The organism is Kitasatospora sp. NPDC058184 (assembly GCF_042883725.1).
Lineage (GTDB): Bacteria > Actinomycetota > Actinomycetes > Streptomycetales > Streptomycetaceae > Kitasatospora.
In genome coordinates, this window is the sequence record NZ_JBHVVE010000021.1 from 53,618 (window position 1) to 71,432 (window position 17,815).

Genomic DNA, 17,815 nt, shown 5'->3' on the forward strand with positions numbered 1-17,815 from the left:
GGGCCGCGAGGGACCACGGCAGACGATCCGCGCCCATGACCACGTCCACCGCCCCGCGCGCCGGCGACGACCGCCGGGACGCCAACGCCTCCGCCGTCCTGCGCACGGTGCTCGACCACGGGCCGATCGCTCGCAGCCGGGTCGCCGCGCTCACCGGGCTCAGCGCCTCGGCCGTCTCCCGGCAGGCGGTGGACCTGGTCCGGCTCGGACTCCTGCACGAGCGGCCCGAGTTGGCGGCCGCCGGCACCGGCACCCTGGGCCGCCCCCAGCTGCCGCTCGACCTCGACCCGGACCGCCTCGCCGTGGCCGGGCTGCACATCGGCCTGCCGTTCACCACCGTCGCGCTGCTCGACCTGCGCGGCCGGGTGCTGCGGCGCAAGGAGCTCCCGCACCGCGGCCGGACCGGCCCGGACCTGCTGCGCCCGCTGCTGGCCCGGCTGCCCCGGCTGATCGACACCCTGCGCGGCGACCGTACGGTGGTCGGCCTCGGCGCCGTCACCGGCGGCTCCGTCGACCCGGCGGCCGGGGTGGTCGTCCGGCACGATCCGCTGCGGTGGCGGGACCTGCCGCTGCGCGAGCTGCTGACGGCCGCCACCGGACTGCCCGTCCAGGTGGACAACCACGCCCGGGCGCTCACCCTGGCGGAGATCCTCTTCGGCCACCCGGCGGCCCGCCGCAGCATGGTGCAACTGTTCGTCGGCCACGTGGTGGACGCGGCGCTGGCGGTCGCGGGCACCGTCCACCTGGGCCCGCCCTCGGCCACCGGCGACCTCGGCCACCTCCCGGTCTCCGGGACGGTCACCGACCCGGACGCGGACAGCCGGGAGCGCTGCCACTGCGGGCGGCTCGGCTGTCTCTCGGTGGCCGCCTCGGACACCGCGCTGTTCGCGGCGGCCGCCGCCGAGGGGGTCACCGCCGGGCCGGACCGGGCCCAGCTGATCGCCGCCGTCCGGCGCGGCGACCCGACGGCCGGCCGGCTGGTCCGCAACCGGGCCAGGATCGTCGGCCGCGCGCTCGCCCTGCTCGCCGACGTGGTCAACCCCGACCTGGTGGTGCTGACCGAGACCTTCGCCCTCCTCGACCCGGCCCATCTCGACGTCGTCCGGACCGAGTTCGCGCTCCGCTCGCACCTGCACCGGGACGCCGGCCTGCTGATCGCCCAGCCGCGCGGCCGGGACGTGCTCGCCGTGGCCGCCGGAGCGCCGGTGCTCGGCGAGCTGTACGCCCGGCCGGTCCACGCGCTCACCGCACCCCGCGCCACCCGCCGCCCGTAACCGCCCCGATCCCGCGAAAACCGCCCCCGACCCCGCGAAACCGCCCCGATCACCCGCAGCCGCCCCCGAAGGACCGCCATGACCGCGCTCCCCCGTCCCCCAGCCCCGAGCCGCCGCGCCCTGCTGCGCGCGGGCCTCGCCGGCGCCGGACTGCTGACGCTCGCGGGCTGCCGCTCGGCCGTCGAGCACGCCCGGAACGCGGCCGGTGCCGTGGACGCCGACACCCCGCGCCGGGGCGGCGTGCTGACCGTCGCGACCGGCATCGACATCACCCCGAGCCTGCTCTTCGCCGTGAGCGCCAACACCCTCGTCCAGCGCCTCGCCTTCAACACCCTCACCCGGTACGACGACCGGCTCCGGCCGCAGCCCGAGCTCGCCACCGCCTGGGAGGTCTCGCCGGACGGCCTGAACGTGACCCTCAGGCTGCGCGAGGACGTGCTGTTCCACAGCGGCCGCCGGTTCACCGCCGACGACGTCGTCTTCGCCGTCCGGAACCTCCAGAACCCGGCCCGCTCCGCCCAGTTGAGGTCCACCGCCGCCGCCGTCACCGACTTCCGCAGGAACGGCGACTTCGAGCTGACCCTGGTGCTCGCCCACCCGGTGAGCAACCTCTTCGACCTCTTCGAGTTCATGATCGTCCCGGACCGGGAGAGCATCGAGGACGCCGTCACCGGCACCCGGCTGATCGGCACCGGCCCGTTCGCCCTCACCGGGCGCAAGCCCGGCTCCTCGCTCTCCTTCGCCCGCAACGAGCAGTACTGGAACCCCGGCCGCCCCCACCTCGACGGTGTGGAGATCCGGATCATCCCGCAGGCGGAGTCGCTGCTGTCCTCGCTCAGGACCGGCCAGACCCACCTCTCCTACAACGTCCGCGGCAAGGACGCCGCGACCCTGGTCGACGACCCGCGGTTCCGGATCAAGCAGTACGACACCGGCTCCGGCGCCCACTACATCGGCGTGGACGTCACCGCCGAGCACGTCCGCGACAAGCGCGTCCGCCAGGCCATCGCCTGGGCCGTCGACCGCGACCGGCTCGTCCAACAGGCCCTCGGCGGCTACGGCACCGTCTCCTCGGTGCCCTGGCCCAAGTCCTCCCCGGCCTACACCGAGGCCGGCGCCACCCACTACCGGCACGACCCGGAACGGGCCCGGGCACTGCTCCGGGAGGCGGGCGCCGAACACATCACCCTGCCCTTCGCCCACTCCAACGAGGCCGGGCCGACCGCCGTCGCGCAGATCCTCCAGTACGACCTCCGGCAGGTCGGCATCGAGACGGTGCTCCAGCCCGCCGACTCCCCGACCATGCAGAAACAGCTGATCTCCCAGTCCATGCCCGCCCTGTGGACGCTCAGCCACGGCTTCGCCCAACTCCAGCCCGCCACCCTCGCGGTGAGCGCCTACCCCTTCAACGAGGCCAGGAACAGCTCCCGCTTCGCCTCCCCCGCCTACACCGACGTGGTGCAGCGCGCCTGGAACCGCAGCGACAGCGACAGCCCCGAGGCCAGGGCCCTCCACCAGCAGATCACCGACGTGCTGCTGGACGAGGAGTTCGTGATCGACCTCGCCATCGCCGGACTGGTCGAGGTCGCGGGCCGCCGGGCCCGGGGCGTCACGCTCAACAAGTTCGGCTACCTCAACCTCGACGACGCCTACCTCACGGCCTGAGCAGGACGGCCCGGAACCCCATGCGCACCTTCCTCCTGAAACGCCTCCCCAGCGGACTGCTCGTCCTCGCCCTCGCCTCCTTCCTGGTCTTCCTCATCCTCCGGCTGATCCCCGGCGACCCGGCCACCACACTCGCCGGACCGGACGCCTCCCCCGCCACCGTCGCCGCCATCCGCGGTCGACTCGGGCTCGACCAGCCGCTGTTCGGCCAGTACGTCGGCTGGCTCGGCCACCTGCTGAGCGGCGACCTCGGGCCGAGCTACGCGATCGGCGGCCAGGTCTCCGACCTGATCGGCAACGGCCTCGGCGCCACCGTCCAACTCACCCTCGGCGCCCTGCTGCTGGTGGTGCTGATCGCGCTGCCACTGGGCGTGGTCGGCGCCACCACCAGGCGCGGCCCGGTCGCCGCCGCCGTCCAGGCCGTCACCACCGGTGTGCTGGCGATCCCGCCGTTCGTCACCGGCGTCCTGCTGGTCCTGCTGTTCGCCGTCTCCTTCGAACTGCTCCCGGCCGGCGGGCACGAGTCCCTGCTCGCCGAACCGGACCTGGCCGTCCAGTACCTGGTGATGCCCGCCCTCTGCCTGGCCCTGCCCAGCGCCGCCGTGCTGGCCCGCTACCTCAAGGACGGCATCGAACGCGCCCTCGCCGAGGACTACGTCCGCACCGCGACCGCGCTCGGCGTCTCCCGGCGACGGATCGTCTGGCGGCACGCCCTGCCCAACGCGCTGCCCTCCGCCGTCACCGTCCTCGGCCTCCAGACCGGCCACCTCGTCGCCGGGGCCGTCCTGGTGGAACGGATCTTCGCCTGGCCGGGCCTCGGCCAGCTGATCGAGCAGGGCGTGCTACGCCGGGACTACCCGCTGGTGCAGGACCTGCTGCTGCTCGTGGTCGCGGTCTACGTGGCCGTCCAACTGCTCACCGACCTGGCCTACACCTGGCTCGACCCCCGGATCCGCTGGGAGTGACCCGATGACCACCGCCGCCCTTCCCCTCAAGTCCGCCGCACCGCGCGGCCGTTACCGCGCCGCCCTGCTCAGCCCGCGCGGCCTGACCGGCCTCGCCCTGGTCGGCGCCGTCGCCCTGGCCGGACTGCTCGCACCGCTGCTCACCGGCACCGACCCGAACGCCCAGAGCGCGCTCGCCCTGGCCGGCCCCGGCGCCGCGCACCCCTTCGGCACCGACGACCTCGGCCGCGACCTGTACAGCCGGGTGCTGCACGGCATCGGCACCGACCTCGCGCTGATCGTCACCGCCGTCCCGGTCGGCGCCCTGCTCGGCTGCTCCGCCGCCCTGCTCGCGGCCACCTCCCGGTGGTCCGACCTCGCCGCCCAGCGCGCCTTCGACCTGCTGCTCGCCTTCCCCGGGCTCATCCTCGCCCTGGCCGTCACCGCCGTCCTCGGCCCGGGCCGCTGGCCGGTGGTGATCGTCATCGCGCTGGCCGAGATCCCCGGCTACGGACGGCAGTTGCGAGCCGGCATCCTCGTCCAGCGGGAGCGCGAGTACGCCCTGGCGGCCCGGGTCGGCGGCGCCTCCCGGGCCCGGGTGCTGCTGCGGCACGTACTGCCCAACGCCGTCGACCCGCTGATCGTCCAGACCGCCGTGGCACTCTCGCTCGGCGTGTTCATCGAGGGCGCGATGAGCTTCCTCGGCCTCGGGGTCCGCCCGCCGGATCCCACCCTGGGCAGCATCCTCAGCCAGTCCGTCGCCTACCTGGCCACCCACCCGACCTTCGCGGCCGCCCCGCTGGCCGCCACCACCGCGCTGGTGCTCGGCTTCACGCTGATCGCCGAGGCCCTGAACCGGGGGATCCGCCGATGACCACCGTGCTCCGCGTCACCGACCTCACCGTACGGTTCGGCGAGTCCGACCCCCAAGGCACCACGGCCGTCGACGGCGTCTCCTTCGACCTCGGAGCGGGCGACACCCTGGGCATCGTCGGCGAGTCCGGCTCCGGCAAGTCCACCACCGCGCTGGCGCTGCTGCGGATGCTGCCGCCCGGCGGCCGGATCACCGCCGGCTCGGTCCACCTCGCCGGGCAGGACCTCGCCGCCCTCCCCGAGACCGCGCTACGCGCCCTGCGCGGGCGGCGGATCGCCATGGTCTTCCAGGACCCGATGTCCTCGCTCAACCCCGTGCTCACCGTCGGCCGCCAGCTGGACGAGGCGCTGCGCGCCCACGGCGACCCCCTGCGGAAGGCCGAACGACGGGCCCGGGCCGCCGAGTTGCTCGACCTGGTCGGCATCCCCGACGCCGTCGGCCGGCTGCGCGACCACCCGCACCGGTTCTCCGGCGGCCAGCGCCAGCGCATCATGATCGCCCTCGCGCTCGCCCACGACGCCGAGGTGCTGGTCGCCGACGAGCCGACCACCGCCCTCGACCCCACCGTCCAGCAGCAGATCCTGCGGCTGCTGACCCGGATCAACCGGGAGACCGGCACCGCCCTGGTGGTGATCAGCCACGACCTCGGGGTGATCGCCCGGACCTGCCGCCGACTGCTGGTCATGCGGCACGGCCGGGTGGTCGAAAGCGGCGCCACCGCCGAGGTCCTCGCCCGGCCCGAACACCCGTACACCCTGGAGCTGTTGGCCGCCGTTCCGCGCCTGGAGGAGCCCTCCCGGGCGGCCGCCAACAGCACCCCGGGCACCCGGCCGCTGCTCACCGTCCGCGGCCTGACCAAGACGTACGGCTCCGGGCGGCGCGCCGTCACCGCGCTGCACGGCGTCGACCTCGACCTGCACCCCGGCGAGACGCTGGGCCTGGTCGGGGAGTCCGGCTCCGGCAAGTCCACCCTGGCCCGGGCGCTGGCCCAGGCGCACCCGCCGTCCGGCGGCAGCATCCGCTTCCGCGGCGAGGAACTCGGCCGCGGGGCACGGCGCGACGGGCCGCACCGCGAGGTCCAACTCGTCTTCCAGGACCCGTACTCCTCGCTCAACCCCCGGATGACCGCCGGGCAGATCATCGCCGAACCGCTGATCGCCCACCGCCTCGGCGACCGGGAGCAGCGCGCCGCCCGGGTCGCCGAACTGCTGGAGCAGGTCGGGCTGGACCCGACCGTGGCCGACCGCCACCCGCGCGCCTTCTCCGGCGGCCAGCGCCAACGCATCGGCATCGCCCGGGCCCTGGCGCCCGAACCGAGCGTGCTGGTCTGCGACGAGCCGGTCTCCGCGCTGGACGTCTCGGTCCAGGCCCAGGTGATCGAGCTGCTCGCCCGGCTCCAGCGCGAACTCGGCCTGGCCGTCCTGTTCATCGCCCACGACCTGGCGGTGGTCCGCCGGGTCAGCCACCGGATCGCGGTGATGCACCGCGGCCGGATCGTCGAGACCGGTCCGGCCGACCGGGTCGTCACCGCGCCCGAACACCCCTACACCGCCGAGCTGTTGGCCGCCGTGCCGGGCCTGGAGCCCGCTCCGGCCGCCAGCCGCTGAGCCGGCGCCCGCCGAGCCGCCACCCGCCCGAGCCACCCCCGGAGCACCGTATGAGCACCCCGCCCGACCCGCACCTCCGGCCGACGCCGCAGCCCGACCCGCACCGCCGCGACCCGTACGCGGGCTTCCCCGGCACCGTCGGCCGCACCTTCGCCGAGTCCGTCCCCGCCTGGCCGCGGCGGGTCCGCCCGCGCGAGGGCGCGCCCAACATCGTCGTCGTGCTGATCGACGACATGGGCTACAGCGACATCGGCCCGTTCGGCGCCGAGATCCCCACCCCCACCCTGGACCGCCTCGCCGCCACCGGCGTCCGGCTCGCCAACTACCACACCATGCCGCTCTGCTCCCCCGCCCGGGCGGCCCTGCTCACCGGCCTCAACCCGCACCGGGTCGGCTACTCCTTCGTCGCCAACGCCGACCCGGGCTTCCCCGGCTACGGCATGGAGGTCGCCGGGGACATCCCCACCCTGGCCGAACTACTGCACGACGCCGGCTACGCCACCTACGCGGTCGGCAAGTGGCACCTCACCCGGGACTCCGCCTCCAACGCCGCCGACGACCGCGCCAACTGGCCGCTCCAGAAGGGCTTCGACCAGTACTACGGCGTCCTGGAGGGCCTGACCAGCCTCTTCCACCCGCACCAACTCGTCCGCGACAACAGCCCGCTGGACATCGACGAGTTCCCCGACGGCTACTACTACACCGACGACATCACCGACCAGGCCGTCAAGATGGTCACCTCACTGCGCGCCCACGACGCCGACAAGCCCTTCTTCCTCTACCTCGCCCACAACGCCGTGCACGGCCCGCTCCAGGCCAAGCCCGAGGACCTCGCCCGCCACCGCGGCCGCTACGACGGCGGCTGGGACGAGCTGCGCCGCACCCGCTTCGCCCGCCAGCTGGCCGCCGGCCACTTCCCGCCCGGCACCGAGCTGCCCGAGCGCAACTCCGAGGCCGGGTACGAGGTCGGCCCGTGGGACGAACTCACCGACGTCCAGCAGACGTTGTACGCCCGCTACATGGAGGTGTACGCGGCGATGGTCGACAACGTCGACCAGAACCTCGGCCGGCTCACCGACACCCTGGCCGCCCTCGGCGAACTCGACAACACCATCATCGTGTTCACCAGCGACAACGGCGGCACCGGCGAGGGCGGCGCCGAGGGCACCCGCAGCTACTTCAGCCGCTTCGTCCACCACCCGAACCTGCCGGCGGACTGGAACCCGGACGTCCGGCGCGAGATCGACCTGATCGGCGGCCCGCGGAGCCTGGTGCACTACCCGCGCGGCTGGGGCATGGCCTCCAACACCCCCTTCCGCCTCTACAAGGGCCAGACCTACGCGGGCGGCGTCCGCGTCCCCTTCGTGCTCTCCTGGCCGGCCGGCCTGCCCCGCGCCGAGGGCGACACCGGCGTCCGCACCCAGTACCAGTACGTCACCGACATCCTGCCCACCCTGCTCGAACTCGCGGGCGTGGAACGGCCGTCGGAGCGCCTGGGCCACCCCGTCCAGGAGCTCGACGGCACCGGCTTCACCTCCGTGCTGCGCGACGGCGCCGCGCCCGGTACCCACCACGAGCAGTACTGCGAGATGACCGGCAACCGCAGCTACTACCGCGACGGCTGGAAGCTGGTCACCCTGCACCGCCCGGGCACCCCGTACGACGACGGCGAGTGGGCGCTGTACGACCTGCGCACCGACCCCACCGAGATCCACGACCTCGCCGCCGAACACCCCGACCTCGTCAAGGAGTTGTCCGCCGCCTGGGAGGCCGCCGCCTGGCGCGACGGGGTCTTCCCGCTCGCCGACGGCAGCGGCGCCCTCGCCCTGCGCGGCCCCGAGGCCGAGCGGCTGCGCCGCCCCGTCACCCTGCTGGCCGGCACCCCCGAACTGGAGCGCTACCGCTCCTCCCGGCTGATCGCCTTCCGCTCCTTCACCGTCGAGGCCGCGCTCGACGGCTACCGGCCGGGCGACCAGGGCGTCCTGGTCTCGCACGGCGACCAGGGCGGCGGCTACAGCCTCTACGTCGAGGAGGGCCGGCTGCGCCTCGCCTACAACCAGTACGGCGACCTGCTGGAGGCCGACGGAGGACCGCTGCCGGCCGGCGCCCGGCTGATCACCCTGGAGGTCACCGCCGTCGCCGACCTCAGATGGGAGTTCCGGCTGCTCGTGGACGGCCTGCCGGTGGGCGACACCGGGGACGGCGCCGCGGCCGGGGCGGAGCCCGCCCTGCTCGGCCCGGTCCACCAGCTGATCGGCATGGCCCCGTTCCAGGGCATCAGCGTCGGCATCGACCGCAAGTCCCCGGTCTCCTGGCCGCTGTACGAGCGGCACCGCTCCTTCCGCTACACCGGCGCCCTGCACTCCGTCACCTACCGGCCCGGCGAGCCCGCGCCGTACGACCCGGAGACGGTGGCCCGGGCGCTGCGCGAGGCGGCGGCCGCCTTCGAGTAGCCGCGCCCAAGCCGGGCCGGACCGGCCCCGGACCGGACTCGGACCGGCCGGTCCGCGCCAGTCGGGCCGGGCCGGTCGGCCATGATCCCCGATCACCCGCCAAGATCCCCCCACCCGGGTTACCCTCGTCCCGCGCGGCAGCCCGGCCGCGCGGCCGACCGAGGGGGGAACGGATGATCGGGGACCTGCTGCCGGACGTCGTGGTGACCGAGGTGGCCTACGAGGACCCGCCGGAGGCCCGGCTGGAGCCCGAGGAAGAGCCCGCCGTCGCCCGCGCCGTCGACAAGCGGCGCCGCGAGTTCACCACCGTCCGGCACTGCGCCCGGGCCGCCCTCGCCCGGCTCGGCGTCCCGTACCGCCCGCTCGTCCCGGGCCTGCGCGGCGCGCCGAGCTGGCCGGACGGCGTGGTCGGCAGCCTCACCCACTGCGACGGCTTCCGCGCGGCGGCCGTGGCCCGGGCCGGCGCCCTCGCCTCCGTCGGCATCGACGCCGAGCCCGCGCTGCCGCTGCCGGAGGGCGTCCAGGAGGCCGTCGCGCTGCCGGTCGAGCGGCAGCGGCTCGCCAAGCTGGCCGCCGAGCACCCGGACGTCCCGTGGGACCGCATCCTGTTCAGCGCCAAGGAGTCGGTGTACAAGGCCTGGTTCCCGCTGACGCAGGTCTTCCTGGACTTCGAGGAGGCCGAACTGGACCTCTCCCCCGACGGCACCTTCACCGCCCGGCTGCTCGTCCCGGGCCCGGTGGTCAACGGCCGCCGGCTCGACGGCTTCGACGGCCGCTGGGCGGTCCGGGACGGGCTGCTCGCCACCGCGATCGCCGTCGCCCCCTGACCGGCGACCAGGCCCCGGGCCGTCACCGACCAGCCCCCGGACCGTCACCGACCGACCCGCGATCGGGGCGGCATATCCTCGACCCCGTGACGGTGACCTATGTGATCGACGGCGACGAGATCAAGACCCTGGAGGACTTCTGGGACGTGGTCGGGCGGACCATCGGCGTGGACGGCTACTTCGGCCGCAACCTCGACGCCTTCGCCGACTGCCTGCGCGGCGGCTACGGCACCCCCGAGGACGGCGACTGGGTCATCGAGTGGCGCCACCACGAGGTCTCCCGCCGCAACCTCGGCTACCCGGAGACGGTCCGGCAGCTGGAGCTGCGGCTGGCGCGCGCCCACCCGACCAACCGCGCGCGGATCACCGCCCAGCTGGACGCCGCCCGGGCGGGCAGGGGGCCGACGGTCTTCGACTGGCTGGTCCGGATCATCGAGGAGGAGCACCCGGGCGGCCTGCGCCTGGCCTGACCGCCCTTCACCCCGCCTGACCGCCCGGGGCCCCGTCGCGGGGGCGTGCCCCGCTACAGCACGTCCGAGAGCCGGACGAAGCGCCGCCCCGCCGCCAGCAGCCCCGGCACCGCCGCCGCCACCCCGGGGGCGGTGCCGCCGCCTGGGCGGTTCATGTGCCCGATCACGATCGCGCCGGGCGGGGCGGAGGCGACCTCCCGCCGCACCTCGGCGGACCGGAGCGTCGCCCCGTCGTCCCCGTTGACGGTGAATCCGGCCACCCGCTGGCCCAGGTCGGCGACCACCCGGGTGGCGACGTCGTCGTAGTGCGCGGTGCCGGAGCGGAAGAACCGGGGCGGGTGCCCGAGCAGCCCGGTGAGCTTCTCGGCGTTGCCCGCCACCTCGTCGTACACCTCGCCGACGCCGCGCGTGCCGGCGATGCCGTAGGCGGAGCGGCCGGTCACCGAGAGCGGACGGTGGACGGTGCCGTGGTTGCCGATCTCGAACAGCGGGTCGGCGGCGAGCTGCTCGAACTCGTCCGGGTTGGCGTCGATCCAGCGGGCGTTCAGGAAGAGCGTGGCCGGCACCCCGTGCGCCCGCAGGGCGTCGATCAGGTCGGCGTCGTAGCCGCTGCCGCCGGGGCCGCCGCAGGCGTCGAAGGTGAGCGCCATGGCGCTCTCGCCCTCCGGCAGCTCGGTGATCACCCCGGACACGTCCAGCCCCCACTCGGCCGGGGCCAGCGCGCCGTACCGCTCGACCACCTCGGCCCGGGTCGCCGGGTGCGGGGGCTGCTTCGCGGGGTCCGGCGCGGGTGTCGGCGCGACGGCCTCGGTGGGCCCGCCGGACGGCGTCGCGAGCGGTTCGGCGGACGGTTCGGTGGACGGTGGCGCCGAGGCCGAGGGCGAGGCCGGACCGGTGCCCGCCGCCCTGCTCCGGCACCCCACCAGCGCTCCTCCGGCCACCCCCATGAGCAGTGCCCGCCGACTCACCGACACGCCCGTCTCCCATCCGCGCCATGTCTCGCACACGCCATGCCTCATACAACCCGATGGCATGTAAACCGATGACATGACTATGAACCGACCATTCGTCACTCCCCGCAACTCGCCCCCGCCCCCGCCCGGCGCCTCTTCACCGACCCGCCCCGCCGCCGTGGGCCACGACTCACCCCCGGTTCACCCGCCCGGGTAAGCCCGCGAGCGACCCGCCCGCCCCGATCCGGAGACCTCGATGCCGACCGAGCCCAGCACCCCGCGCCCGAACCGACCCGCCGACCAACCGGCCGACCAGCCGACCCACCCGCCGACTCCGCAGCCCGCCCGCCGCGACCTGCTCCGCACCGGCCTCGCCACCGGCGCCGCCACCGCGCTCGGCCTCGCCGCCACCACCGGCCGGGCGGACGCCGCCCCCGCCGACGGCCCCGCCGCCGCCCCCGGCGCCACACCCCCCGACCGCACCCTCACCCTCACCGGCCACCTGCCCACCGGCTCCCCCGACTTCGTCTACCTCCCGGTCGAGGTCCCCGAGGGCGTCCGCGAGATCGCCGTCTCCTACGGCTACGACAAGCCGCCCGTCCCGGCCGGCACCCCCGGCAACTCCTGCGACATCGGCATCTTCGACGAGCGCGGCACCGACCTCGGCGGCCCCGGCTTCCGCGGCTGGTCCGGCGGCTTCCGCACCGAGTTCAGCCTCTCCCGCGCCGCCGCGACCCCCGGCTACCTCCCCGGCCCGGTCAACCCGGGCACCTGGCACGTGGTCCTCGGCCCCTACCAGGTCGCCCCGCAGGGCCTGGAGTACCACGTCGAGGTCACCCTCCGCTTCGGCGCCCCCGGGCCGCGGTTCACCCCGCAGTACCCGGCGGAGCGGGCCCGCGGCCGCGGCCGGGCCTGGTACCGGGGCGACTGCCACCTGCACACCGTCCACTCCGACGGGCGGCGCAAGCCGGAGGAGGTGGCCGCCGGGGCCCGCGCGGCCGGCCTGGACTTCATCGTCTCCACCGACCACAACACCAGCTCCTCGCACGCCGTCTGGGGCCCGCTGGCCGGCCCCGACCTGCTGATCCTGCCGGGCGAGGAGATCACCACCCGCAACGGCCACTGGCTGGCCCTCGGCCTGGAGCCCGGTCAGTTCGTCGACTGGCGCTACCGCTCCCGCGACGAGGAGTTCCCGCGCTTCGTCCGCCAGGTCCACCGGTCCGGCGGCCTGGTCGTGCCCGCGCACCCGTACTGCCCGTACGTCGCCTGCCAGTGGAAGTTCGGCTACGAGCAGGCCGACGGCGTCGAGGTGTGGAACGGCCCCTGGACGTACGACGACGAGTCGGCGGTGGACACCTGGGACGGCCGGCTCGCCGTCGCCCTGCGCGAGGGCCGCTCCTGGCTGCCCGCCCTGGGCAACAGCGACGCGCACAGCGAGCCGCAGGCCATCGGCTCCCCGCACAACGTCGTCCTGGCCGAGGACCTCACCCGGGACGCGGTCCTCGACGGGCTGCGCGCCGGGCGCAGCTGGCTGGCCGAGTCCTCCGCCGTCACGCTGGACCTCACCGTCACCGGGCACGGCCGCCGGGCGGGCATCGGCGAGGAGCTGACCGTCCCGGCCGACGCCCCGCTGGACGTCCGGCTCACCGTCTCCGGCGTACCCGGCGGGACGGTCCGCCTGCTCACCGACGAGGGCCAGATGCACCAGGAGTCCCTGCCCGCCGACGGCTCCGGCACCGTGATCTGGCGCACCACCGCCTCGCTCGCCGCCTACGTCCGGGCCGAGGTGCGCCACCCGAAGGCGGACGGCACCCCCGGCAGGGGCAACTCGATGGGCCCGGACCTGCCCTGGGGCCCGATGGCGGCGCTCACCAACCCGATCGTGCTGCGCACCGAAGCGGGCTGACCACCCCGGCCGGCCCCGCCGACCGACCACTCCGACCCGCCCAGGAAGCGGGCTGGGGACGACTCGGACCACCCGTTTGGACTAGGTTGATCCCCGAAACGCATCAGTCGTAGGGACGAGGCGGTCGGATGTCCGGATATGGGCCGACCAGCCCCTTCGCACTCCGACCGCCCCGCCCCGGCTACCCGACCGTCCCCGGCCCGCGAAGGGATCAGCAGCTGTGAACCGTACGACCGTAGGTGGGCCGGAGCTCGGGGGCGGCGGGGGCGCCGGGGGCGTCCTCGTCCTCGTCGACCCGGCCGGGGCCGGGAACAGCCCGGTCGCGGAGCTGCTCGCCCGGGAACTGAACCCGAGCGTCCACCTGCGGACGGACGACTTCCTGCGGGTCATACGCAGCGGCCAGCTCCCGCCCCACCTGCCCGAGGCCGGGCGCCAGAACGCCACCGCCCTCGCGGCCGCCGCCCAGGCCGCCTTCGCCTACGCCACCCGCGGCTACCAGGTCGTGGTGGAGGCCCCCGCCGCCCCGGCCGCCCTCGACACCTTCCGCCGCGAGAGCCGCGCCACCGGCGCCGCCCTCCACTACGTCGTCCTCCACCCCGGCCCGGCGCCCGAGGACACCGTCCACACCGCCCACACCCTCGACACCGCGGCCCTCACCCCCGAGGCCGCCACCGGCTCCGTCCTCACCGCCCTCACCCGGCGCACCCACCTGCTCGGCTGGTAGCCCGGTAGCTCCCCTCGGCGCTCAGGCGCCCACCGTGCCGTCGATCGCCTCCCGCAGGAAGTCCGCGTGCCCGTTGTGCCGGGCGTACTCGTGGATCAGGTGGAGCATCACCAGCCGCAGCGACACCTCGGCGTCCCACCGGGCCTGGTAGCCGGTGACGTCGAGGGAGTCGGCGGCCAGCTCGATCCGGCGGGAGTGCTCGACCTCGGCCTGCCACGCGGTGAAGGCCTCGGCGCGGGTGGCGCCGGCGGGGTCGTAGGCGGCCTGGTAGTCGCCGTCCTCGGACCAGACCAGCGGCAGCTCCTCACCGTCGATCACCCGGCGGAACCAGACCCGCTCGACCTCCGCCATGTGCCGGACCAGCCCGAGCAGGCTGAGCGTGGACGGCGGGCTGGAGCGCAGCCGGAGCTGCTCGTCGGTCAGGCCCTCGCACTTCAGGGCCAGGGTCGCCCGGTGGAAGTCGAGGAAGCCGCGCAGCATCTCGCGCTCGCCGCCGGTCAGCGGCGGGGCGGGGCGGTCGTCGGGGACGGTCACGGTGGTCGGTCTCCTCGCGGTGGTCGGACTCCCGGCGGACTGTAGCGAACCGCCCGGCCGGTCCGAAACGCCTTTTCTCCCGGCCGCCCACCTGGCTGGCTTCCCGGCTTCGCCATCCGCTGTCACATCCGGGCGCCCTCCGGTGTCTTCATGTCCGGCAACCCGCCGAACCACCGAACCCGGAGGACACCATGGCACTGCGACTGCCGAAGGCCCAGCTGCCCGCCGAGCTGAGCGAGAACATGATCAGGACGTTCGGGACCGCCCTCGAACCCGTCGAGGCCGTCTGGCACAACCCCGCCGTCGCCACCGCGAACCTGGACTTCTCCCGCGGGATCGCCGAGTGGGACGCGCTCGACGAGGGCCTCAAGTCCTTCGCGCACATGGCGGTGGCCGCCCAGGTCGGCTGCGGCTGGTGCCTGGACGTCGGCTACTTCCAGGCCCGGAACCAGGGCCTGGACCCGGCCAAGGCGAGCCAGGTGCCGAACTGGCGGGCGGCGGAGGTGTTCACGGCGCTGGAGCGCGAGGTGATGGCGTACGCCGAGGCCATGACCGTGACCCCGCCGGCCGTCACCGACGAGCAGTACGAGCACCTGCTGGGCGAGCTCGGCCCGGCGGCCATGGTCGAACTCACCGCCTACGTCGCCTTCGTCAACATGGCCACCAGGAACAACACCGCGAACGGCGTCCGGTCGCAGGGCTTCTCCGACTCCTGCGGGATCCCGCCGGCCCGGCCCACCGTCACCGCCGACGATGCCGCCGACACCGCCGCTGACGTGTCGGCCGGAGTGAAGCCGGCATGACCGAGGACCCCTTCGTCGCCCACCGCAGCCTGCTCTTCACCGTCGCCTACGAGCTGCTCGGCTCCGCCGCCGACGCCGAGGACGTACTGCAGGAGTCCTGGCTGCGGTGGGCCGGGGTCGACCGCGCCCAGGTGCACGACCCGCGCTCGTACCTCATCCGGATCGTCACCCGCCAGGGCCTCAACCGGCTGCGGACACTCACCCGCCGGCGCGAGCAGTACGTCGGCGAGTGGCTGCCGGAGCCGCTGCTCACCAGCCCCGACGTCGCCGAGGACGTCGAACTCGCGGAGAGCGTCTCCTTCGCGATGCTGACCGTGCTGGAGACGCTCGGGCCGACCGAGCGGGCCGTGTTCGTGCTGCGCGAGGTCTTCGAGCTGCCCTACGAGGAGATCGCCGAGGCCCTCGGCAAGACCCCGCCCACCGTCCGGCAGATCGCCCGGCGCGCCCGCTCGCACGTCGCGGCCCGCCGGCCCCGGGTACGGGTCAGCCGATCCGAGCAACAACGGGTGGTGGAACGGTTCCTGGCGACCCTGCGCACCGGGCGGCTGCAGGACCTGATGGAGGTGCTGGCACCGGACGTCGTCCTGATCGCCGACGGCGGCGGGATCGCGGCCGCCGTACCGGCCCCCGTGCACGGGGCCGAGGCCGTGGCCGCGCTGCTCGCGCGCACCGGGCGGCTGCCGGTCCCGTTCGACACCACCGCGGTGTGGCTCAACGGCGCCCCGGCCGGCCGGATCGACATCGGCGGCGAACCCTCGGTGGTGAGCCTCGCGGTGGAGAACGGCCGGGTCACCCGGGTCTACATCGTGCGCAACCCGCGGAAACTGACCCGCCTCGACACACCGGCCGACCTCACCCGGTAGCCTCTCCCCGTTCGCGTGGTGGTGCCCCGAGCCCGCTCGGAGCACCACCACGCTCCCCACCGCTCCCTGGACGCTCCGCCATCACGTACCGTGTTCGGACCACCACAGGTTTGGGTACGTACCTCGGCGCGCCCGACGGCCGGGCGCCCACCGAGCAGGAGACCCAGCGGCCCATGGACCACAACCGCATCCCCCCGACCGTACGCCGGACGTACGGCGTCGACGACCTCAGCACCGCCCCGTCGTTCGCCGGAGGCTTCATCAACTTCGGCTACTGGCAAGGGATCGACCTCGCCGACCCGACCTCCGAGGACCGGGTGCGCAGCCAGGAGCAGATGTACCGGCGGGTGCTGCGGGAGTTCCCGGAGCCGCGGGAGCGGCTGCGGCTGGCGGAGGTGGGCTGCGGCCGGGGGCTGGGTGCCGCCCTCGCCCTGCGGGAGTTCCGGTTCGCGGGCGTGACGGGCGTGGACATCCACCCCGACCAGATCGAACGGGCCCGCGCCGTCAACGCGAGAGCCCTGGCAACGTACCCCGATCGGCTGGCGTACACCCTCGGCTCGGCGGACGAACTCCCCTTCTCCGACGGCTATCTGGACGGCGTCTTCTCCGTCGAGGCCGCCCAGCACTTCCGCGAACTGACCGGCTTCGCCCGCGAGTCCGCCCGCGTCCTGCGCCCCGGCGGCCGGCTCGTCGTCGCCACCTTCTTCACCGCCCCCGGCCCCGACGTCGCCGAACGCCTCAAGATCCTCCTCGCCAGCTTCGCCGACGGCCTCGACATCGCCCACCCCCTCGACGACTTCACCACCTCCCTCACCCGCACCGGCTTCACCGACATCACCACCGAATCCATCGGCGCCGACGTCTGGCCCGGCCTCGACCGCTACCTCACCGACGCCGTCCCCGCCGCCCACTGGACCCGCCACTTCCTCCCCGCCTGGCGCGACGGCCTCCTCGACTACCACGTCCTCACGGCCATCCGCATCTGACCCGGCGCCGGTCGGTCCTGGGCCTGCCACAAGCCCAGGACCGATCACAACTGGGCCTGGTCGGCGGCTACGCCGGGTCCGGGAAGACGTTGCAAGCCCTCCAGGGCTGATCACGACCCGGGCGCGTCGGTACCGGCATCAGCTGCCCCACCCTGTTGCAAGCCCTCCAGGGCTGATCACGACTGCTCGCCGACCGCACCGTCGTGGTCTGGACGCCCGGGTTGCAAGCCCTCCAGGGCTGATCACGACTAGTCGCGGCACTACAGATCGGAACCCCCATGCCGTTGCAAGCCCTCCAGGGCTGATCACGACCGGTGAACCGCCAGCCGCCGCCGATCGGCTCGACCTCGGGTTGCAAGCCCTCCAGGGCTGATCACGACGTCCGCACCCTGTCGGCATTCACCACACTGGTCCGGTTGCAAGCCCTCCAGGGCTGATCACGACGTCGGCGAGCAGGCGCAGCGCGGCGGCTGCGGCCGGGGGTTGCAAGCCCTCCAGGGCTGATCACGACCGTGCAGGCTCACCCACAGCGCGGTCGCGGTGCCGCGTTGCAAGCCCTCCAGGGCTGATCACGACCCGAGGGTAAAGCCCAAGGTCAGCGCACCTACGGGCGTCGCCGTAGGCAGCGGAAGCGCGGCGACCGGCCGGTACTGCAGCGGCACTGGTCACAGGATCTCGCCCGGCCCGCCGAGGGTGGCGCCGAGTGTTGCCCTGTCGATCATGTCCGGGGAGCGGGCGGTGTAGGTGACGATGCTGTCGTAGCTGGGGTCGATCACGCTATTGAGGGTGTGGGTGAGGGCGCGGTACTGGGCGGCGGTGAGTTCGCCGTGGAAGACGCTGCGCTGGGTCCAGTGGAGGTACTTGCGGCAGGTTTTCAATACTTTCGGGTTGCGTTCGGCTGCGGTGTCGTAGACCAGGATGACGAACATCGG

At 74.4% G+C, this 17,815-nt stretch carries 16 protein-coding genes and 1 CRISPR repeat array; of the genes, 13 read left to right on the forward strand and 3 right to left on the reverse strand.

The window, feature by feature from the left end:
- The first annotated feature begins 35 nt into the window (after window positions 1-35).
- The 8 genes from ACFVXH_RS31440 (at window position 36) to ACFVXH_RS31475 (ending at window position 10,114) form a co-directional block, all read left to right on the forward strand.
- Window positions 36-1,274 carry an ROK family protein gene (locus ACFVXH_RS31440; protein WP_387829262.1) on the forward strand — a complete coding sequence of 413 codons (1,239 nt, stop codon included), beginning with the start codon at window positions 36-38 and terminating at the stop codon, window positions 1,272-1,274.
- Window positions 1,275-1,352: 78 nt separating this feature from the next.
- Window positions 1,353-2,939, forward strand: coding sequence for an ABC transporter substrate-binding protein (locus tag ACFVXH_RS31445; RefSeq protein ID WP_387829264.1), 1,587 nt, complete (start codon window positions 1,353-1,355; stop codon window positions 2,937-2,939).
- 20 nt (window positions 2,940-2,959) lie between these two features.
- Window positions 2,960-3,904 (forward strand): ABC transporter permease, encoded by a 945-nt coding sequence (locus ACFVXH_RS31450; protein ID WP_387829266.1) that lies wholly within the window; start codon window positions 2,960-2,962, stop codon window positions 3,902-3,904.
- A gap of 4 nt (window positions 3,905-3,908) precedes the next feature.
- Window positions 3,909-4,757: an ABC transporter permease gene (locus tag ACFVXH_RS31455; protein ID WP_387829268.1), complete on the forward strand. Its 849-nt coding sequence runs from the start codon at window positions 3,909-3,911 to the stop codon at window positions 4,755-4,757.
- Complete coding sequence (locus ACFVXH_RS31460) at window positions 4,754-6,364, forward strand: dipeptide ABC transporter ATP-binding protein (protein ID WP_387829270.1); 1,611 nt, start codon at window positions 4,754-4,756, stop codon at window positions 6,362-6,364. Before ACFVXH_RS31455 ends, ACFVXH_RS31460 begins: the two co-directional genes overlap by 4 nt.
- Before the next feature lie 50 nt (window positions 6,365-6,414).
- Window positions 6,415-8,817 (forward strand): arylsulfatase, encoded by a 2,403-nt coding sequence (locus tag ACFVXH_RS31465; protein ID WP_387829272.1) that lies wholly within the window; start codon window positions 6,415-6,417, stop codon window positions 8,815-8,817.
- Window positions 8,818-8,990: 173 nt separating this feature from the next.
- Window positions 8,991-9,644, forward strand: coding sequence for a 4'-phosphopantetheinyl transferase (locus ACFVXH_RS31470; protein WP_387829274.1), 654 nt, complete (start codon window positions 8,991-8,993; stop codon window positions 9,642-9,644).
- An 86-nt stretch (window positions 9,645-9,730) separates the two neighbouring features.
- On the forward strand, window positions 9,731-10,114 hold the full coding sequence (locus ACFVXH_RS31475) for a barstar family protein (protein ID WP_380777709.1): 384 nt from the start codon (window positions 9,731-9,733) through the stop codon (window positions 10,112-10,114).
- Between the two features lie 53 nt (window positions 10,115-10,167).
- On the opposite strand, the gene ACFVXH_RS31480 is transcribed toward ACFVXH_RS31475, so the two are convergent.
- Complete coding sequence (locus ACFVXH_RS31480) at window positions 10,168-11,088, reverse strand: polysaccharide deacetylase family protein (RefSeq protein WP_387829276.1); 921 nt, start codon at window positions 11,086-11,088, stop codon at window positions 10,168-10,170.
- Window positions 11,089-11,323: 235 nt separating this feature from the next.
- Between ACFVXH_RS31480 and ACFVXH_RS31485 the strand changes: the two genes are divergently transcribed.
- Window positions 11,324-12,973 (forward strand): CehA/McbA family metallohydrolase, encoded by a 1,650-nt coding sequence (locus tag ACFVXH_RS31485; protein WP_387829278.1) that lies wholly within the window; start codon window positions 11,324-11,326, stop codon window positions 12,971-12,973.
- 220 nt (window positions 12,974-13,193) lie between these two features.
- Window positions 13,194-13,697: a hypothetical protein gene (locus ACFVXH_RS31490; RefSeq protein WP_049652015.1), complete on the forward strand. Its 504-nt coding sequence runs from the start codon at window positions 13,194-13,196 to the stop codon at window positions 13,695-13,697.
- 21 nt (window positions 13,698-13,718) lie between these two features.
- Here the strand turns inward: ACFVXH_RS31490 and ACFVXH_RS31495 are convergent, their stop codons facing one another.
- The gene (locus ACFVXH_RS31495) at window positions 13,719-14,177 is read right to left on the reverse strand and encodes a DinB family protein (RefSeq protein WP_049652026.1); all 459 of its coding nucleotides are present in this window, start codon (window positions 14,175-14,177) and stop codon (window positions 13,719-13,721) included.
- A 245-nt stretch (window positions 14,178-14,422) separates the two neighbouring features.
- On the opposite strand from ACFVXH_RS31495, the gene ACFVXH_RS31500 reads away from it, so the two are divergent.
- From ACFVXH_RS31500 to ACFVXH_RS31510, 3 genes are all read left to right on the forward strand, one after another.
- Window positions 14,423-15,034, forward strand: a complete 612-nt coding sequence (locus ACFVXH_RS31500; protein ID WP_387829280.1) for a carboxymuconolactone decarboxylase family protein — start codon at window positions 14,423-14,425, stop codon at window positions 15,032-15,034.
- Window positions 15,031-15,897 carry an RNA polymerase sigma-70 factor gene (locus ACFVXH_RS31505; protein ID WP_387829282.1) on the forward strand — a complete coding sequence of 289 codons (867 nt, stop codon included), beginning with the start codon at window positions 15,031-15,033 and terminating at the stop codon, window positions 15,895-15,897. The genes ACFVXH_RS31500 and ACFVXH_RS31505 overlap by 4 nt, the downstream gene beginning before the upstream one ends.
- Before the next feature lie 110 nt (window positions 15,898-16,007).
- The gene (locus ACFVXH_RS31510; protein WP_234348398.1) at window positions 16,008-16,883 is read left to right on the forward strand and encodes a class I SAM-dependent methyltransferase; all 876 of its coding nucleotides are present in this window, start codon (window positions 16,008-16,010) and stop codon (window positions 16,881-16,883) included.
- An 88-nt stretch (window positions 16,884-16,971) separates the two neighbouring features.
- Window positions 16,972-17,459: direct repeats of the CRISPR family, unit length 29 nt; unit sequence GTTGCAAGCCCTCCAGGGCTGATCACGAC.
- An 89-nt stretch (window positions 17,460-17,548) separates the two neighbouring features.
- Here ACFVXH_RS31510 and cas2 read toward each other — a convergent pair.
- Window positions 17,549-17,812 (reverse strand): CRISPR-associated endonuclease Cas2, encoded by a 264-nt coding sequence (gene cas2 / locus ACFVXH_RS31515; protein WP_049652019.1) that lies wholly within the window; start codon window positions 17,810-17,812, stop codon window positions 17,549-17,551.
- Window positions 17,813-17,815 lie beyond the last annotated feature (3 nt).